15 protein-coding genes are annotated in these 12828 nt (G+C 42.7%); 11 read left to right on the top strand and 4 right to left on the bottom strand.

Annotated features, from left to right (window positions below):
- Positions 1-15: 15 nt before the first annotated feature.
- On the bottom strand, positions 16-885 hold the full coding sequence (locus MKY93_RS19810; protein ID WP_009499231.1) for a dimethylarginine dimethylaminohydrolase family protein: 870 nt from the start codon (positions 883-885) through the stop codon (positions 16-18).
- 174 nt (positions 886-1059) lie between these two features.
- Here MKY93_RS19810 and selD point away from each other — a divergent pair, with 174 nt between their 5' ends.
- From selD to MKY93_RS19785, 5 genes are all read left to right on the top strand, one after another.
- Positions 1060-2106 (top strand): selenide, water dikinase SelD, encoded by a 1047-nt coding sequence (gene selD, locus MKY93_RS19805; RefSeq protein ID WP_340760729.1) that lies wholly within the window; start codon positions 1060-1062, stop codon positions 2104-2106.
- 21 nt (positions 2107-2127) lie between these two features.
- Positions 2128-3162 (top strand): tRNA 2-selenouridine(34) synthase MnmH, encoded by a 1035-nt coding sequence (mnmH, locus tag MKY93_RS19800; protein ID WP_340760728.1) that lies wholly within the window; start codon positions 2128-2130, stop codon positions 3160-3162.
- Between the two features lie 250 nt (positions 3163-3412).
- The gene (locus MKY93_RS19795) at positions 3413-4708 is read left to right on the top strand and encodes an MFS transporter (RefSeq protein ID WP_340760727.1); all 1296 of its coding nucleotides are present in this window, start codon (positions 3413-3415) and stop codon (positions 4706-4708) included.
- A gap of 120 nt (positions 4709-4828) precedes the next feature.
- Positions 4829-5083 (top strand): PepSY domain-containing protein, encoded by a 255-nt coding sequence (locus MKY93_RS19790; RefSeq protein ID WP_040759981.1) that lies wholly within the window; start codon positions 4829-4831, stop codon positions 5081-5083.
- Between the two features lie 92 nt (positions 5084-5175).
- Positions 5176-5655, top strand: coding sequence for a GAF domain-containing protein (locus MKY93_RS19785; RefSeq protein WP_078818712.1), 480 nt, complete (start codon positions 5176-5178; stop codon positions 5653-5655).
- 41 nt (positions 5656-5696) lie between these two features.
- Here MKY93_RS19785 and MKY93_RS19780 read toward each other — a convergent pair whose 3' ends face one another.
- Positions 5697-7019: a sodium-dependent transporter gene (locus MKY93_RS19780; RefSeq protein WP_009499225.1), complete on the bottom strand. Its 1323-nt coding sequence runs from the start codon at positions 7017-7019 to the stop codon at positions 5697-5699.
- Positions 7020-7191: 172 nt separating this feature from the next.
- On the opposite strand from MKY93_RS19780, the gene MKY93_RS19775 reads away from it, so the two are divergent.
- The 3 genes from MKY93_RS19775 to MKY93_RS19765 are packed head-to-tail and all read left to right on the top strand — an operon-like array spanning position 7192 to position 9140.
- The gene (locus MKY93_RS19775; RefSeq protein WP_078818711.1) at positions 7192-7644 is read left to right on the top strand and encodes a helix-turn-helix transcriptional regulator; all 453 of its coding nucleotides are present in this window, start codon (positions 7192-7194) and stop codon (positions 7642-7644) included.
- A 16-nt stretch (positions 7645-7660) separates the two neighbouring features.
- On the top strand, positions 7661-8806 hold the full coding sequence (locus MKY93_RS19770) for a substrate-binding domain-containing protein (RefSeq protein ID WP_340760726.1): 1146 nt from the start codon (positions 7661-7663) through the stop codon (positions 8804-8806).
- A 31-nt stretch (positions 8807-8837) separates the two neighbouring features.
- Positions 8838-9140: a hypothetical protein gene (locus MKY93_RS19765; RefSeq protein WP_340760725.1), complete on the top strand. Its 303-nt coding sequence runs from the start codon at positions 8838-8840 to the stop codon at positions 9138-9140.
- A gap of 328 nt (positions 9141-9468) precedes the next feature.
- Here the strand turns inward: MKY93_RS19765 and MKY93_RS19760 are convergent, their stop codons facing one another.
- The gene (locus MKY93_RS19760) at positions 9469-9801 is read right to left on the bottom strand and encodes a winged helix-turn-helix transcriptional regulator (protein WP_078818699.1); all 333 of its coding nucleotides are present in this window, start codon (positions 9799-9801) and stop codon (positions 9469-9471) included.
- 174 nt (positions 9802-9975) lie between these two features.
- Here MKY93_RS19760 and MKY93_RS19755 point away from each other — a divergent pair, with 174 nt between their 5' ends.
- Entirely contained in the window at positions 9976-10824 is an 849-nt protein-coding gene (locus MKY93_RS19755; protein WP_340760955.1) for a VOC family protein, read from the top strand.
- Between the two features lie 60 nt (positions 10825-10884).
- Here MKY93_RS19755 and MKY93_RS19750 read toward each other — a convergent pair whose 3' ends face one another.
- Positions 10885-11277 (bottom strand): OsmC family protein, encoded by a 393-nt coding sequence (locus MKY93_RS19750; RefSeq protein WP_221836985.1) that lies wholly within the window; start codon positions 11275-11277, stop codon positions 10885-10887.
- Positions 11278-11406: 129 nt separating this feature from the next.
- On the opposite strand from MKY93_RS19750, the gene MKY93_RS19745 reads away from it, so the two are divergent.
- Both MKY93_RS19745 and MKY93_RS19740 read left to right on the top strand, forming a co-directional pair.
- Positions 11407-11550, top strand: coding sequence for a YfhE family protein (locus MKY93_RS19745; RefSeq protein WP_009499217.1), 144 nt, complete (start codon positions 11407-11409; stop codon positions 11548-11550).
- A 133-nt stretch (positions 11551-11683) separates the two neighbouring features.
- Entirely contained in the window at positions 11684-12664 is a 981-nt protein-coding gene (locus MKY93_RS19740) for an alpha/beta hydrolase (RefSeq protein ID WP_340760724.1), read from the top strand.
- Positions 12665-12828: the final 164 nt, after the last annotated feature.

The following is a 12828-nucleotide window of genomic DNA, read 5'->3' as shown; positions in this document are numbered from 1 at the left end:
TGGACAGGTTTTATTTTACCCACGTTCGATCGGCATTGAACAACATCTGAAAGAGCCGCCGGATTTGATAATCTCGGAGAAATCGACCTCTATGACATGGAATCCATTTGCGCGTAATGCCATGTTGACCTGATGATTTTGTGGCAGGCTAAAGACGTGCCCTTTACCGATTGAGAGTACATTTGTGCCGAGTGAAAACTGCTCGTCTGCCGATACTTCAATCAATTGGTATGAAGCGGCGAGCTCCTTGAGTGTTTCCCGGTCGAATGCAGATGGAAAAATAAGCGCCTTCTCAGGTGAGAGAATATTGAATACACAGTCAAGATGCAAATAGCGCCCGTCAAAAGGTACGCGTTTAATTTTGTAATCGGGCAACTTCTTTTCAAGCTGGTTAATGGCTTCTTTTGACGTACGGCTGCTGATTCCGACATAGACGGTGCCTCGATCAACGATAATATCGCCGCCTTCCATCCGCTCCGTTGCAGATTGATAGGGGACATCTTCCTCTGACAACCATTCTTTGAGCGGCGCCTCTTCCCCTTTTCGGATATCCGCTGCCAAGTCGGCGATGAACACTTCATCTCCAATCGTAAATCCAATATCCCGCGTGAAAACTTGCTCAGGAAATTCAGAAGAAGCAGGTAGTGTGATGACTTCTACATCATGCTCTTTCAGTAATTCTTCAAATTGGGCGTGTTGTTTCATTGCACGCTGCTTATCGATATTTTCATCTTCATACTGTTTTTGTACTTCGTTGATGGCTTCTTCAATCGCCATAAATTTCGGCGGGCATAGGATCACCCGGCGCAATGTATCGTATTCTGTTATACATTTTATAGTGGATGTTTTTTGTGCATGAGCTACCAATGTTTGTGTACCTCCCATTTTGTGAAACTTCCTTTCTATTCCCTCAATTTTGATTGGGTAAACATTTTCTGACGAATGGAATAGGTTGTTCAAATGATTGGCGGAGGGGGAGCATCACAAGTCCTAATTCAGTATGACCATTGAAGTTTATGGTAAAATTAAGGTACTACAAATGAAAGGTTGATTTCGACTATGCGAAATTCTACTGTAAAACTGACTGCTTTATCTTCCAAAGGGGGTTGTGGCTGTAAAATTGGTCCAGCTGACCTTGCTGAAGTATTACATACACTGCCTCCTGGTTTAACGGATCCCAATTTACTTGTAGGGCTTGACACAAGTGATGATGCGGGAGTTTATAAATTGAATGACACAACAGCTATCGTTCAAACATTGGACTTCTTCACACCAATCGTCAATGATCCGTATGATTTTGGACAAGTGGCGGCAGCAAATGCGATCAGTGACGTCTACGCAATGGGCGGCAAACCGATCACAGCATTGAACATCGTGGCATTTCCGATCCATACATTGGAACGCAGTATATTGACGGAGATTCTACGGGGAGCAGGCGATAAACTGAAGGAAGCGGGCGCCGTGTTGGTTGGCGGACATTCCATTGACGATCAAGAACCTAAATTCGGCATGCAGGTGACAGGTACGGTTCATCCTGATAAGATCCGGACGAATGCAGGGGCTAAACCCGGGGACCGTTTAATTTTGACGAAACCAATTGGCGTGGGCATCATGACAACTTCATTGAAGAATGAATTATTGACGGAAGAAGAAATCACCCAGGTCACGAACGTCATGACAACGCTCAATAAAACAGCTGCTGAAGTGATGGATGGCTACAGTGTACATGCATCTACCGACGTGACGGGTTTTGGATTGCTTGGACATGCGTCCGAAATGGCGAAAGGCAGCAGCGTATGCTTGCGTATCAATAGTGAAAAAGTGCCTGTCTTACCCCGCACAAGAGAATTGGCGGAAGCGGGTTCTGTGCCGGGCGGAACGAAAAATAACTTTGCTCACTTGGAAGGCGTTGTCGACTATCCAGAGTCGATGGATCAAGTAGACAGATGGATTTTATGTGATGCAGTAACTTCAGGCGGCTTGCTAGTTTCAGTTGCAGGCGAGGAAGCTGATCACCTTCTAAAACAATTACGCGAAGAGGGCGTGGATGCGCATTTGATTGGAGAAGTGACCGGTGAGCAAGACGGCCGAATTATCGTGCAGTAATTCAAGGAGATGGTGAAGGACATGGTACGGGATATTACATTGACAGATGCATTGGATTTACAGAGAACAAAAGCACATATATTAGTCGATGTCCGCTCGCCAAAAGAGTTTGAAGAAGCCACTATTCCAGGCAGCTTAAACATTCCTATTTTTACAGATGAAGAACGTGCCGAAGTAGGTACATTGTATAAGCAGGTTGGCAAGCAAGCGGCAATGGATCGAGGATTAATGATTTTCTCTCGGAAACTTCCATCATTTATCAAAGCATTTCAGCAAATTGAATCACCAATCACTGTCTTTTGTTGGCGTGGCGGCATGCGAAGCAAAACGGCAGTAACGGTACTTGAATTGATGGGTATACGCGCAAATCGTATAATCGGTGGGATTCATACCTACCGACAATGGGTAATAAAACGTCTCGGGGAGCCATTTACTCCTCAGTTGCTTGTGTTAAACGGCTATACAGGAAGCGGTAAGACGAAGATTCTGCATAAACTAAGGGAAGATGGCTACCCGGTGATTGATTTGGAAGGGATGGCAGGACACCGTGGCTCGATTTTTGGGCAAATTGGTGTAAAGCCGAATAATCAAAAGCGATTTGAAATGCTATTGGCCGAGAAGTTAGTGGAGTATGCGGATCAGCCATATGTATTTATCGAAGGGGAAAGTAAACGGATCGGCCAGGTACATATGCCGCCAGAGTTATATGAGAAAAAAGAACAGAGTTCGCAATGGATCATCCAGCTGCCGACAGCTGTACGTGTAGAAGAAATCCTTTCGGAGTATGAGCCGGATAAAAATCCTTCCAAGTTTTTAGAAGCGTTCGAGCTGATTCGAAAGCGAATTCATCAGCCGATTGCTATGCAAATCCAAAATGATTTAGAAAACGGCCGATTTGCTGAAGCAGTTGAACAGTTGTTGACTTATTACTACGATCCACAATATGAACATTCCGTTGCACGTTTTGCGAAGTCGGGTGAACATGTGATTCAGGTCGATACTGTGCAGGAAGCGTATGAAGAATGTTTGAAAAGGTATAAAGAACTGGCGAAGTAAGAGGCTAAATTAAGGGACAATTTGTTTTGGACTGCCTTTTGAAGTTGTAGTGGGCGTGCTTGGTGAGTTCCTTCAAAGTTAAAGAGCAATCCTTGAAAATAAGGACTGCTCTTTTCTTTTTGCAATGTATAGAATTTTCCGCTATACGTTGGCGGGGATATGATAAGATGAATGAAGTCTAAAAACCAAGGACCTAAATGAGCAGCTATAGATGACTAGGTGACGTTCCTAGAGATAGTGGAGGGGGAAAATGGCAAGCAAGCAAAAAGACTTTTCATACTATACACATTCCAAGGAAGCTCAGCAGAAATTGTACAAGCGCTCTTTGATTGTCGTAATAATTTCTCAAATATTTAGTGGAGCTGGACTGGCGGCAGGGATTACAGTTGGCGCACTATTGATTCAGGAGATGACTGGCAATGAGAACTTGGCAGGGATGCCAATTGCGCTTTCTACATTCGGTTCTGCTATTTCTGCATACCTTGTTGGAAGACTCTCGCAACGATATGGCCGAAGACTTGGTTTAGGAGCTGGCTTTATAACTGGTGGGATTGGTGCGATCGGAGTCATAATGGCTGCGATGATGGGCAGTTTAACAATCTTATTTCTGTTCCTACTTATTTACGGAGCAGGCACGTCTTCGAACTTGCAAGCTCGTTATGCAGGCACTGATTTAGCCAATGAAAAGCAGCGGGCTACAGCAGTCAGCCTAGCGTTAGTTTCTACTACTGTAGGAGCTGTCGCTGGACCTAATCTCGTACTGCCAATGGGCCATGTAGCTGATTTTATTGGGATCCCTACACTGACTGGGGTCTTTTTATTGGCTGGTATTGCCTATATTTTAGCAGGTCTCACCTTCCTGGTCTTTTTATGGCCGGATCCGCTGCTGGTGGCGCGTGAAATAGAGCTGGCTGCAGAAAAAGACAGAAAGAGCATTGAGGATGGGCAACTTATTCACCGCCAAACGACGAGTCGGATGGGAGTATGGGTAGGTGCAATTGTTCTTGTATTATCCCATGGAGTGATGGTCGCTATCATGACCATGACACCTGTACATATGCAGCATCATGGGGCTGAATTGTCGGGTATCGGCTTGGTAATAGGGCTACATATTGCCGGTATGTATTTGCCATCAATCTTTACAGGTGTATTGGTAGATCGTATTGGTCGTCCTGCTATGGTAATCGCGTCAGGTTTGACTTTGGCATTATCGGGTATTCTCGCTGCTTATGTGGCGGGAGGATCGGTTTTCTGGATGTCTATTTCATTGATTCTCTTAGGTGCAGGCTGGAATTTCGGATTGATTAGTGGAACAGCCATCGTCATTGACTCGACTGATGTGCTGACGCGTGCGAAGACTCAGGGTAGTATTGATGTATTTGTTGCGTTGGCTGGAACCGCAGGAGGTTTGGCATCGGGGTTAATCGTGGCATTCTCTAGTTTTGCCCTGCTGAGTTTTCTGGGAGTGTATATCTCGTTACTACTAATCCCGCTGATTATCTGGATGCGCTATAAAGAGAAGAAACCCCTTGTTGATTCTATTTGAACTAATTATTTCCGGGGAAATATTGCATAATTCCTCATTAAACGACACTGGATGATTAGGCACATTATTTCATTTCTTCGCATAGATTGATAGCGAGTGAAGAAATGGAGGGATCTTGTATTGAATCAACAACGAGAAGGGCAAAACCCTAATTGGGTAAATCACTGGCAACATCCACAGTATCGAAGAATTTCGATGGAACAGGCGAATGAAATTGCATTGCGACAAGTACCGGGGCAAGTGGTGAAAGCAGAGTTGGAATATGATGATGGAATCCTGATTTATGAAATTGACATTCGAAATGAACAGGGACATAAGTATGAAGTAAAGGTAGATGCTGTAACGGGTGAGGTTTTGAGGGTTAAATTGGATTGACTTGCAATGTAGGTGGAGTTTGAATACTTTTCCCTAGATGTTATTCTGTGTATGATTAAGAAAAGACCTTAATCAGAAAGCAGGGAAAAGCAATGTATACAACTATTGATTATTCAAACAATTCAAAGGAAAAGTATAAGCAACTTTCAGCGCAACTAGATGCCTTAGTGTCTGGTGAACCGAATGTCTACGCTAATTTAAGCAATGCCTCAGCTTTACTTAATCAGTTCTTTGACCGCATCAATTGGGTTGGATTCTATTTGATGGATGGCGAGGAATTAGTGCTTGGACCATTTCAAGGATTGCCGGCTTGCATCCGCATTCCGCTAGGCAGAGGGGTTTGTGGAACGGTGGCACAGTCGAAAGAAGGGCTAGTCGTCCCTGACGTCAATGCCTTTCCTGGACATATCGCATGTGATGCAGCTTCTCGTTCGGAAATTGTCGTGCCGCTTATTAAAAATGGAGAAGTATTTGGGGTACTGGATATCGACAGCCCTGAATTAAATCGTTTTACTGAAGAGGATCTAACAGGACTTATGCAATTGGCAGCTGTTCTGATGAAGCATATCTAAAAAAGCACGCTGGAGTGATGAAGTTCACTCCGGCGTGCTTTTTACATTCCGAATATCCAAGAAAAGAAAATCACTACGATTGCCAATGGCGCAAAGTAACGAACGATGACTTTCCAGAGGGAGTGAAGAGCAGAGTTCATACGTAGCTCCTCTGCAGTATCTTCTTTCGTCAGGATAAAACCGGCAAAAAGTGAAACTGCCAATGCTCCAATCGGCATGGCAATTCGGCTCGTCAGCAAGTCAGCGAAATCAAATATCGTATTGCCAAACACGTTTACGTCCGACAATAAGCCGAAGGATAACGCGCTTGGAATACCGACCAAGAAGATCAGCCCGCCGAATACCCATGAAGCACGCCTTCTCCGGTCATGTTTATTACGGATTCCGGTTGAAACGACAATTTCAAGCATCGCAATTGAAGAAGTAATCGTCGCGAACAACATCAATAGGAAGAATATGATTAAAAATACGGCGCCAAATGGAATTTCATTGAAAATGGCAGGCAAGATCACGAAGATCAACCCAGGCCCTGCCGCAGGTGAGTGACCGAGCGCGAATACCGCTGGAAAAATCACAAGACCTGCAAGAATGGAAATTCCGATATTCAATATTGATACATTAAATGCAGACTGACCGAGCTTCTCTTCTTTTGAAAGATAGGAAGCATACGTCATCATCGCAGTGACACCGACACTTAACGAAAAGAATGCTTGTCCCAAAGCGACAAGAAAAGTAGTTCCGTTAAAATAACTCCAATCGGGGACGAATAAAAAACGAACACCTTCCATTGCTCCTTCGAGAGTCAATGATCGAATTGCTAAGACGATGAAAGATAGAAATAATAAAGGCATGATCCAGCGGCTGGCACGTTCAATTCCGCCACGAATCCCACTTTGCACGATCCAAATGGTCAGTCCCATGAACAGTGCTTGTGCAAGGAGTACTTCCACTGGATTTGCAATAATAGAGTCGAATAATTCACCGTAATCTAGCTCTCCCAAGTTAAAAGTAAAAGCTCTCGCCAAATAGGATAAAATCCAACCTCCGACAACGCTGTAAAAGGACAAAATAATAAAAGATGAAGCGAGACCCATCCAGCCAACCCAAGCCCAGTTGCGTCCGGTCGATAACTTCTTCAGAGATGTGACAGCGTCTGCCTGTCCCCTTCTCCCAATTACAAACTCCGCCAATAAAATAGGCAAACCAATCAGCAACGTACAAATGATAAATAATAGGACAAATACGCTGCCTCCATTTGTTCCTGCCATATAGGGGAATTTCCAGATGGCTCCTAATCCGATAGCACTGCCTGCAGCTGCTAAAATAAATCCAATCTTAGAAGTCCATTGTTCACGCTGTTTCATATAAGTCCTCGTTTCCTGTACATAATGACAAATTCACTAAATCCTATCATAATTTTGAGAAAAAAGCGATAGTGAATGGATTTACAGAGAGTTTTGAAAACTTCTTGCATTACTTTATCTATAGGTGTAATATTACACCTGTAGATATAAAATGTAACCCTGAGGTGAATGTATGAACCAACAAGAATTGACAGATTTGATATCTCTTAAGCTACGGGTTGTACGCTTGGAAAGAGAATACTCTCAACAGAAGATGGCGAACGTGCTTGGTCTCTCCAAAAAGACATTGATCCAGATCGAAAAGGGCAGGGCCGCTGCGAGCTGGACTGCCGTTATTGCAATATGCGCGCTATTTCGTGAAAGTGATGTCTTGCAAGCGACAGTAGGCGGCGATCCTTTAGAAGTGCTTGAAACGATTGCACATGACGGGATTGATCGACCGATTGATCAGTCGATGGGCGGTAAAGTGTGGTGGCGAGAGCTTGAAACGAATGGACGATTTCGTTTGCAGCAAAACTTGATCAGCCAGCATTTTCGTATTTTAGATGACGAACATTTTCGGTGGTATAGTTCATTTGATGAAGAGGAAGCGAGACATCGCTTGAGCGAATTGAATAAAAAGTAGAAAGGAGAGAGTTGGAATGTTCACACCCATTGTGTTTGCTGTGTTTTTTCTGATTATGATTTTGTTTTTCACAGCGATTGGCCTATTCTATTTGTTATTTATGGGTTTAGTACATTATATCCCGTTAGTGATTGGGGCGGTTGTAATTTTATATATATGGATTGTAATGATGATTTTTCACTTTTTCAATACGAAGGAGCGGAAAGTAAAGTTTGGAGCTATTGCCGGAGTAGTCTTGCTCGGTACTTCGGTTTGGCCGATTTATCAGGCTTACAAAGATAGTATTCCAACAGTAGATGCAGAGGTTGATATCTATTATTATGAGCCATTCTCAAAGAACTCGAAGCTTGCAGATATAGATGAACCTGCAACATTGCAGCTGAAAGATCAGTTGCCAAAAATCGATGGGGCGACTGCGCTGTATCCGCTGTATGCCGCATTCACTCAGGCGGTCTACCCTGAAAAGGAATATAGTCCGTATGATAGTGAAGTGATGGTCAATACGACATCGGAAGCGTACCAAAATTTAATTCAAGGCAAGGTAGATGTGATCTTGGCGGCAGGACCGTCCGATGCACAACTGAAAATGGCAGAGCAAAAGGGAGTGGAATTGGAGCTGACCCCGATTGGGCGAGAAGCCTTTGTATTTTTCCTCAATCAAAAAAATCCAATAGACAGTTTACAGTTGCAGCAAATCCAGGATATCTATGCAGGAAAGATCACCAATTGGCAAGAAGTCGGTGGGAAAAATGAACCGATCCGCGCATTTCAGCGACCCCCAGACAGCGGAAGCCAAACTGCATTGGAGCGGTTGATGGGTGACATCCCGATTATGGAAGCCCCAAAAGAAAATGTACCTGAAGGAATGGGCGGCATCATCAAAGAAGTATCGATGTATCGCAATTACAAAAATGCCATTGGGTATACATTCCGCTATTACTCAACGGAAATGGTGGGCAACGATCAGATTAAGCTGCTGGCAATTGACGGAGTAGCACCGACAAAGAAAACAATTCGTAATCACGAGTATCCGATTTCATCTGAATTTTATGCTGTGACAGCAGGGACTGACAATCCGAACGCAAAGAGGTTCATAGATTGGATGGTGTCTCCGCAAGGACAGGAATTGGTGGAGAAAGTGGGCTATGTGCCGGTTAAGTAAACTTGATGGAAACAGATAGGGATGGATTGTAATGAAGATCGTGATTTCAATAATTTCCAGCATGATAATAGCGACAATCCTAGGTGTGTCTGGTCAGGGGTTGGCTTATTTCATGACAGAGCATGCAATAGACATTAATCCGGTGTACTATTTGACTGTGTTTACTGTGATGAGCATGTTGTTGTATATAGTCAGTTTTGTTTTAGCATATTTAGTAATGAAGAAAGAAAAGGTGAGTGGAGGAAGTGCTTTTTTTAGTCTTCTCGTAATCAGTATCGTCGCCGTTCCGGTTTCCATGTTTTCATTTTTCGCTACGGCGATGTGGTGGGGATAAGATGGTGTTTTTATAATTGAAGAACTCAAGTATATTTTAATCTCAGAACTTAAAAGAGACTAAGTCAAAAAATGAGACTGGGACAAAAGGATTCCAAACGATTCCAAAACATTCAATCAAAGTTTTGTAAAATGGTTCGTTTTTTTCTAATGCAAAGGAATTGCAGACTTAGAGCTGCCTTTGAGCTTTCCGCTGCGGGCAGGGACGCTTTCCGCGGGGCGCAGGTGAGCCTCCTCGCTTCCTGTGGGGTCTCACCATTTGCGCTACCTCCCGCTGGAGTCGCCCTCCGTTCCAGCCCCGTTTTTTTATTGTAAATTCGGACTTGCCTCTACTTTATGTTTTCCGCGCGCTCTATATCCAACCACGCTTGAGACCAATTTTCTATTTCTTTCAAAACCGGCTCTAATGAATACCCTTTTTCCGTCAAAGAATACTCGATAATAACAGGAGTTTCAGGTATAACTTTACGTTTTATAATTTCCTTCTGTTCTAGGTCTTTTAAGCGTTCCGACAGGACCTTTCCGCTAATTCCAATAGAAGATTGGAGAGCGCAAAACCGATGTGGTCCTGATAACATTTGATTGATGATCAAAGCTGTCCAACGCTGACTTAAAAGCGAGATGGCTTTTTCAAATCGGGGACAAATATTGGCTTGCTTCACTTTTGTTCACTCCTTTATATGTAGTATATAACATGATGAGTTGAAATTAAATGTAATCAACTTACTTGACGAACCAAAGTTTCTCTTTTAAAGTTAGTTACATAAAGTAACTAACTTTAAAAGAGAAACAAGAAAATGAATAAAGCATAGGAAGAGAAAATGGGGGTTATAAATATGAAGTTTCATAGTAAACCAAACACTTATGTAGGGCATGTAAATATAAAGGTGCAAAATATAAATCGTTCACTTGTTTTTTATCAGGAGGTTCTCGGTTTTGAAATATTAGAGAAAACTGAAAAGGCAGTTAAACTAACAACAGATGGAAAAACGAGTGTGTTATCAATTGAGCAACCAGAAAACGTTATTCCGAAACAAGGAAGAACCACAGGCCTATATCATTTTGCTCTTCTTCTGCCCAAACGTTCTGATTTAGCCGACATCGTTCATCACTTTGCAGAAATTGGTTTGCGTTATGGGTCATCGGACCACCTTGTAAGTGAAGCGTTATACCTATCAGATCCGGATGGAAATGGGATCGAAATTTATATAGACCGTGACCCTTCTGAATGGACTTGGAATAATGGCGAAGTTTCAATGACGGTGGATCCATTAAACTTTGAAGAGCTTCTTTCTGTAACAAAACGGCAGTCGTGGAGTGGCCTGCCTGCCGGGACAGTCATGGGACATATTCATTTACACGTGGCAGAACTGAAAAAGGCTGAGGAATTTTACAGTAAGGGACTTGGTTTCGAAGTGGTGAATCGATATGGTAATCAGGCGCTTTTCCTCTCTACGGGCAAATATCATCATCAAATTGCCTTAAACACCTGGGTTGGAGTTGGTGCCCCAACGCCCTCTGAAAACAGTGTGGGTCTTGAGTCGTTTACAATCGTTTTGGCAGATGAGGCAACGAGGGATTATACTATTGCGCAGTTAAAGAGTATCGGTGCATCTGTAACGGAAGAGAGAGGATCGTTTATTACCTATGATCCTTCTGGAAATCGTATTTATTTAGAGATTTAACAGCTACAAAAAATAAGTCTCCCACTTCAAACGCAAAGCGATAAGTGGGAGACTTCGTAATCATTTTAACTTACCTATCTCGTAAGTCTTCACGACATCAATACAACCAATCACCGATTGCAACATAGAACAGTTCTTCTCTGTAAGATCCATTATCCGCGGCATTTTTTCTTCCTTAATAGCTGATCCAATGATCGTAAAATGAAGATGAATCTTCTCCAAGCGGCTTGCATCGTCTTGTGAACGAACGACTTCTTTCACTTCAATCGAGATATCATCAGCGGGCATACGCATTTTTTCGAGAATCTTGCGCATAACGCCACCTCCGCATGCACCGATGGAAGCAACCATGAGTTGGTATGGTCGAAACCCTTTTTCTTCATTCGAGGAAATGTGTAATGTACCGAATTCTGTTTCTGTATCAAAACCGTTTTCTGTCATATGAAATTTCATTTTATCAGCTCCTTATGCAGTCAGTATACGTTGTTTTGAAATTAAATCCAATGGGCGCCAAAATCCTTGCTGTGTTTAATTTTAAAAAACTGTGGAAGACTATAGTTAAATGGAAAGGAGTGCTGTTTAGTGAGTGAAAAGAAACCACCACACGAGACGCTAACAGAAAAAAACAACGGTCTTAAAGCCGCTCAAGAAGTGCATTACGCTGAGGATTTTAAAAGAGCAGATAAAGCAACCGAACACGAGAATAACCAGAAATCCAAAAAATAAATGAGGAAATTTAAGCGAGAGTCCTATCGGATACAATTCATCCGGTGGGGCTTTTCTCACTAAATCGTCATAAACAATCTTTCGTTTTCATTGTATAATAAGAAAAAGTGCTTATACAGAGAGAACGAGGGAAATGAATATGAGAAAAATAGGCTGGAAGAAGATGCTGATCTTTGTTGTCGCCTTCTTTATTGTCTTTCAAATAGCAGGTAGTTTCTTTTTTTACAACTTGGCCATCAAAAGAGGTCCAAAAGATTTCCTCACTGGGAATGCGGATTTGAAAGTATCCGCTGAAACGATGGAAGTGTTTCTAAACGGTGATTGGCGCCAGTGGGTGGAGGAGCAAGACTATGAAGAAATGAAGTTGACGTCAAGGGATGGTCTAGAATTGATGGGCTATTATTTGCCGGCTAAACTACCAACAAATAAGCTGGTTATTTTGACGCATGGTTACTTGGGGCATGCGAAACAGATGGGGTTATATGGTCAATATTATTACGAAGAACTCGGGTATAATATTTTCATGCCGAATGCAAGAGGCCATGGAAAAAGTGGCGGTGACTACTATGGTTTTGGCTGGCCGGATCGCTTGGATATTATTGATTGGACAAAACATTTAGTAAAGCAACTTGGATCAGAAACGGAGGTTGTGTATCACGGCTTGTCAATGGGAGCAGCGACGGTCTTGATGACTAGCGGAGAAGAGGAGCTTCCTGGACAGGTGAAAGCGATCATTGCAGATAGTCCATATCAGTCCGTCTACCAGTTATTCGCGTATCAGATGGATCGGATGTTCCATTTGCCCGCATTTCCACTGCTGGATAATATGAGCGTGTTGACCAAAGCTAGAGCAGGCTATTCATTGAAGGAAGCAGACGCATTAAATGCAGTAAAAAAGGCAAATGTGCCGATTCTCTATATTCACGGCAATGCGGATACATTTGTACCTACCGATATGACGAAGGAATTGTATGAAGTCACAAAAAGTGACGCAGTCCTATTCTTGGTGGATGGCGCGAATCATGGAGAAGCATTTGTGATGGACGAGGGAGCTTATAAGGCGAAAATAAATGATTTTCTAAGCATTCATTTACCCTCCATAGTAAATAACTAATCGAAAATGCCGGGCCCCGAATTTATTTGGAGCCTGGCATCTTTTTAATCCAATTGCTTCACTTTATTTCCATTTGAAATGAATTTGGGCTTAAAGTGTTAACACCTTTCAGATTGCTAAAACCCTCCAATTGACCTATTCAAAAAACAACACTATAATTATTT

This window comes from Sporosarcina sp. FSL W7-1283 (assembly GCF_038003105.1).
In the GTDB taxonomy this organism is placed as follows: Bacteria; Bacillota; Bacilli; order Bacillales_A; family Planococcaceae; genus Sporosarcina; species Sporosarcina newyorkensis.
The sequence above is the reverse complement of the archived record's forward strand: the minus strand, read 5'-3'. Positions and strand labels throughout refer to the sequence as shown.

Bases quoted from the DNA above. Each gene is read 5' to 3' on its own strand.
- MKY93_RS19810 (WP_009499231.1), bottom strand. From the start codon at position 885: ATGGGAGGTACACAAACATTGGTAGCTCATGCACAAAAAACATCCACT.
- selD (WP_340760729.1), top strand. From the start codon at position 1,060: ATGCGAAATTCTACTGTAAAACTGACTGCTTTATCTTCCAAAGGGGGT.
- mnmH (WP_340760728.1), top strand. From the start codon at position 2,128: ATGGTACGGGATATTACATTGACAGATGCATTGGATTTACAGAGAACA.
- MKY93_RS19795 (WP_340760727.1), top strand. From the start codon at position 3,413: ATGGCAAGCAAGCAAAAAGACTTTTCATACTATACACATTCCAAGGAA.
- MKY93_RS19785 (WP_078818712.1), top strand. From the start codon at position 5,176: ATGTATACAACTATTGATTATTCAAACAATTCAAAGGAAAAGTATAAG.
- MKY93_RS19780 (WP_009499225.1), bottom strand. From the start codon at position 7,019: ATGAAACAGCGTGAACAATGGACTTCTAAGATTGGATTTATTTTAGCA.
- MKY93_RS19775 (WP_078818711.1), top strand. From the start codon at position 7,192: ATGAACCAACAAGAATTGACAGATTTGATATCTCTTAAGCTACGGGTT.
- MKY93_RS19770 (WP_340760726.1), top strand. From the start codon at position 7,661: ATGTTCACACCCATTGTGTTTGCTGTGTTTTTTCTGATTATGATTTTG.
- MKY93_RS19765 (WP_340760725.1), top strand. From the start codon at position 8,838: ATGAAGATCGTGATTTCAATAATTTCCAGCATGATAATAGCGACAATC.
- MKY93_RS19755 (WP_340760955.1), top strand. From the start codon at position 9,976: ATGAAGTTTCATAGTAAACCAAACACTTATGTAGGGCATGTAAATATA.
- MKY93_RS19750 (WP_221836985.1), bottom strand. From the start codon at position 11,277: ATGAAATTTCATATGACAGAAAACGGTTTTGATACAGAAACAGAATTC.
- MKY93_RS19740 (WP_340760724.1), top strand. From the start codon at position 11,684: ATGAATATGAGAAAAATAGGCTGGAAGAAGATGCTGATCTTTGTTGTC.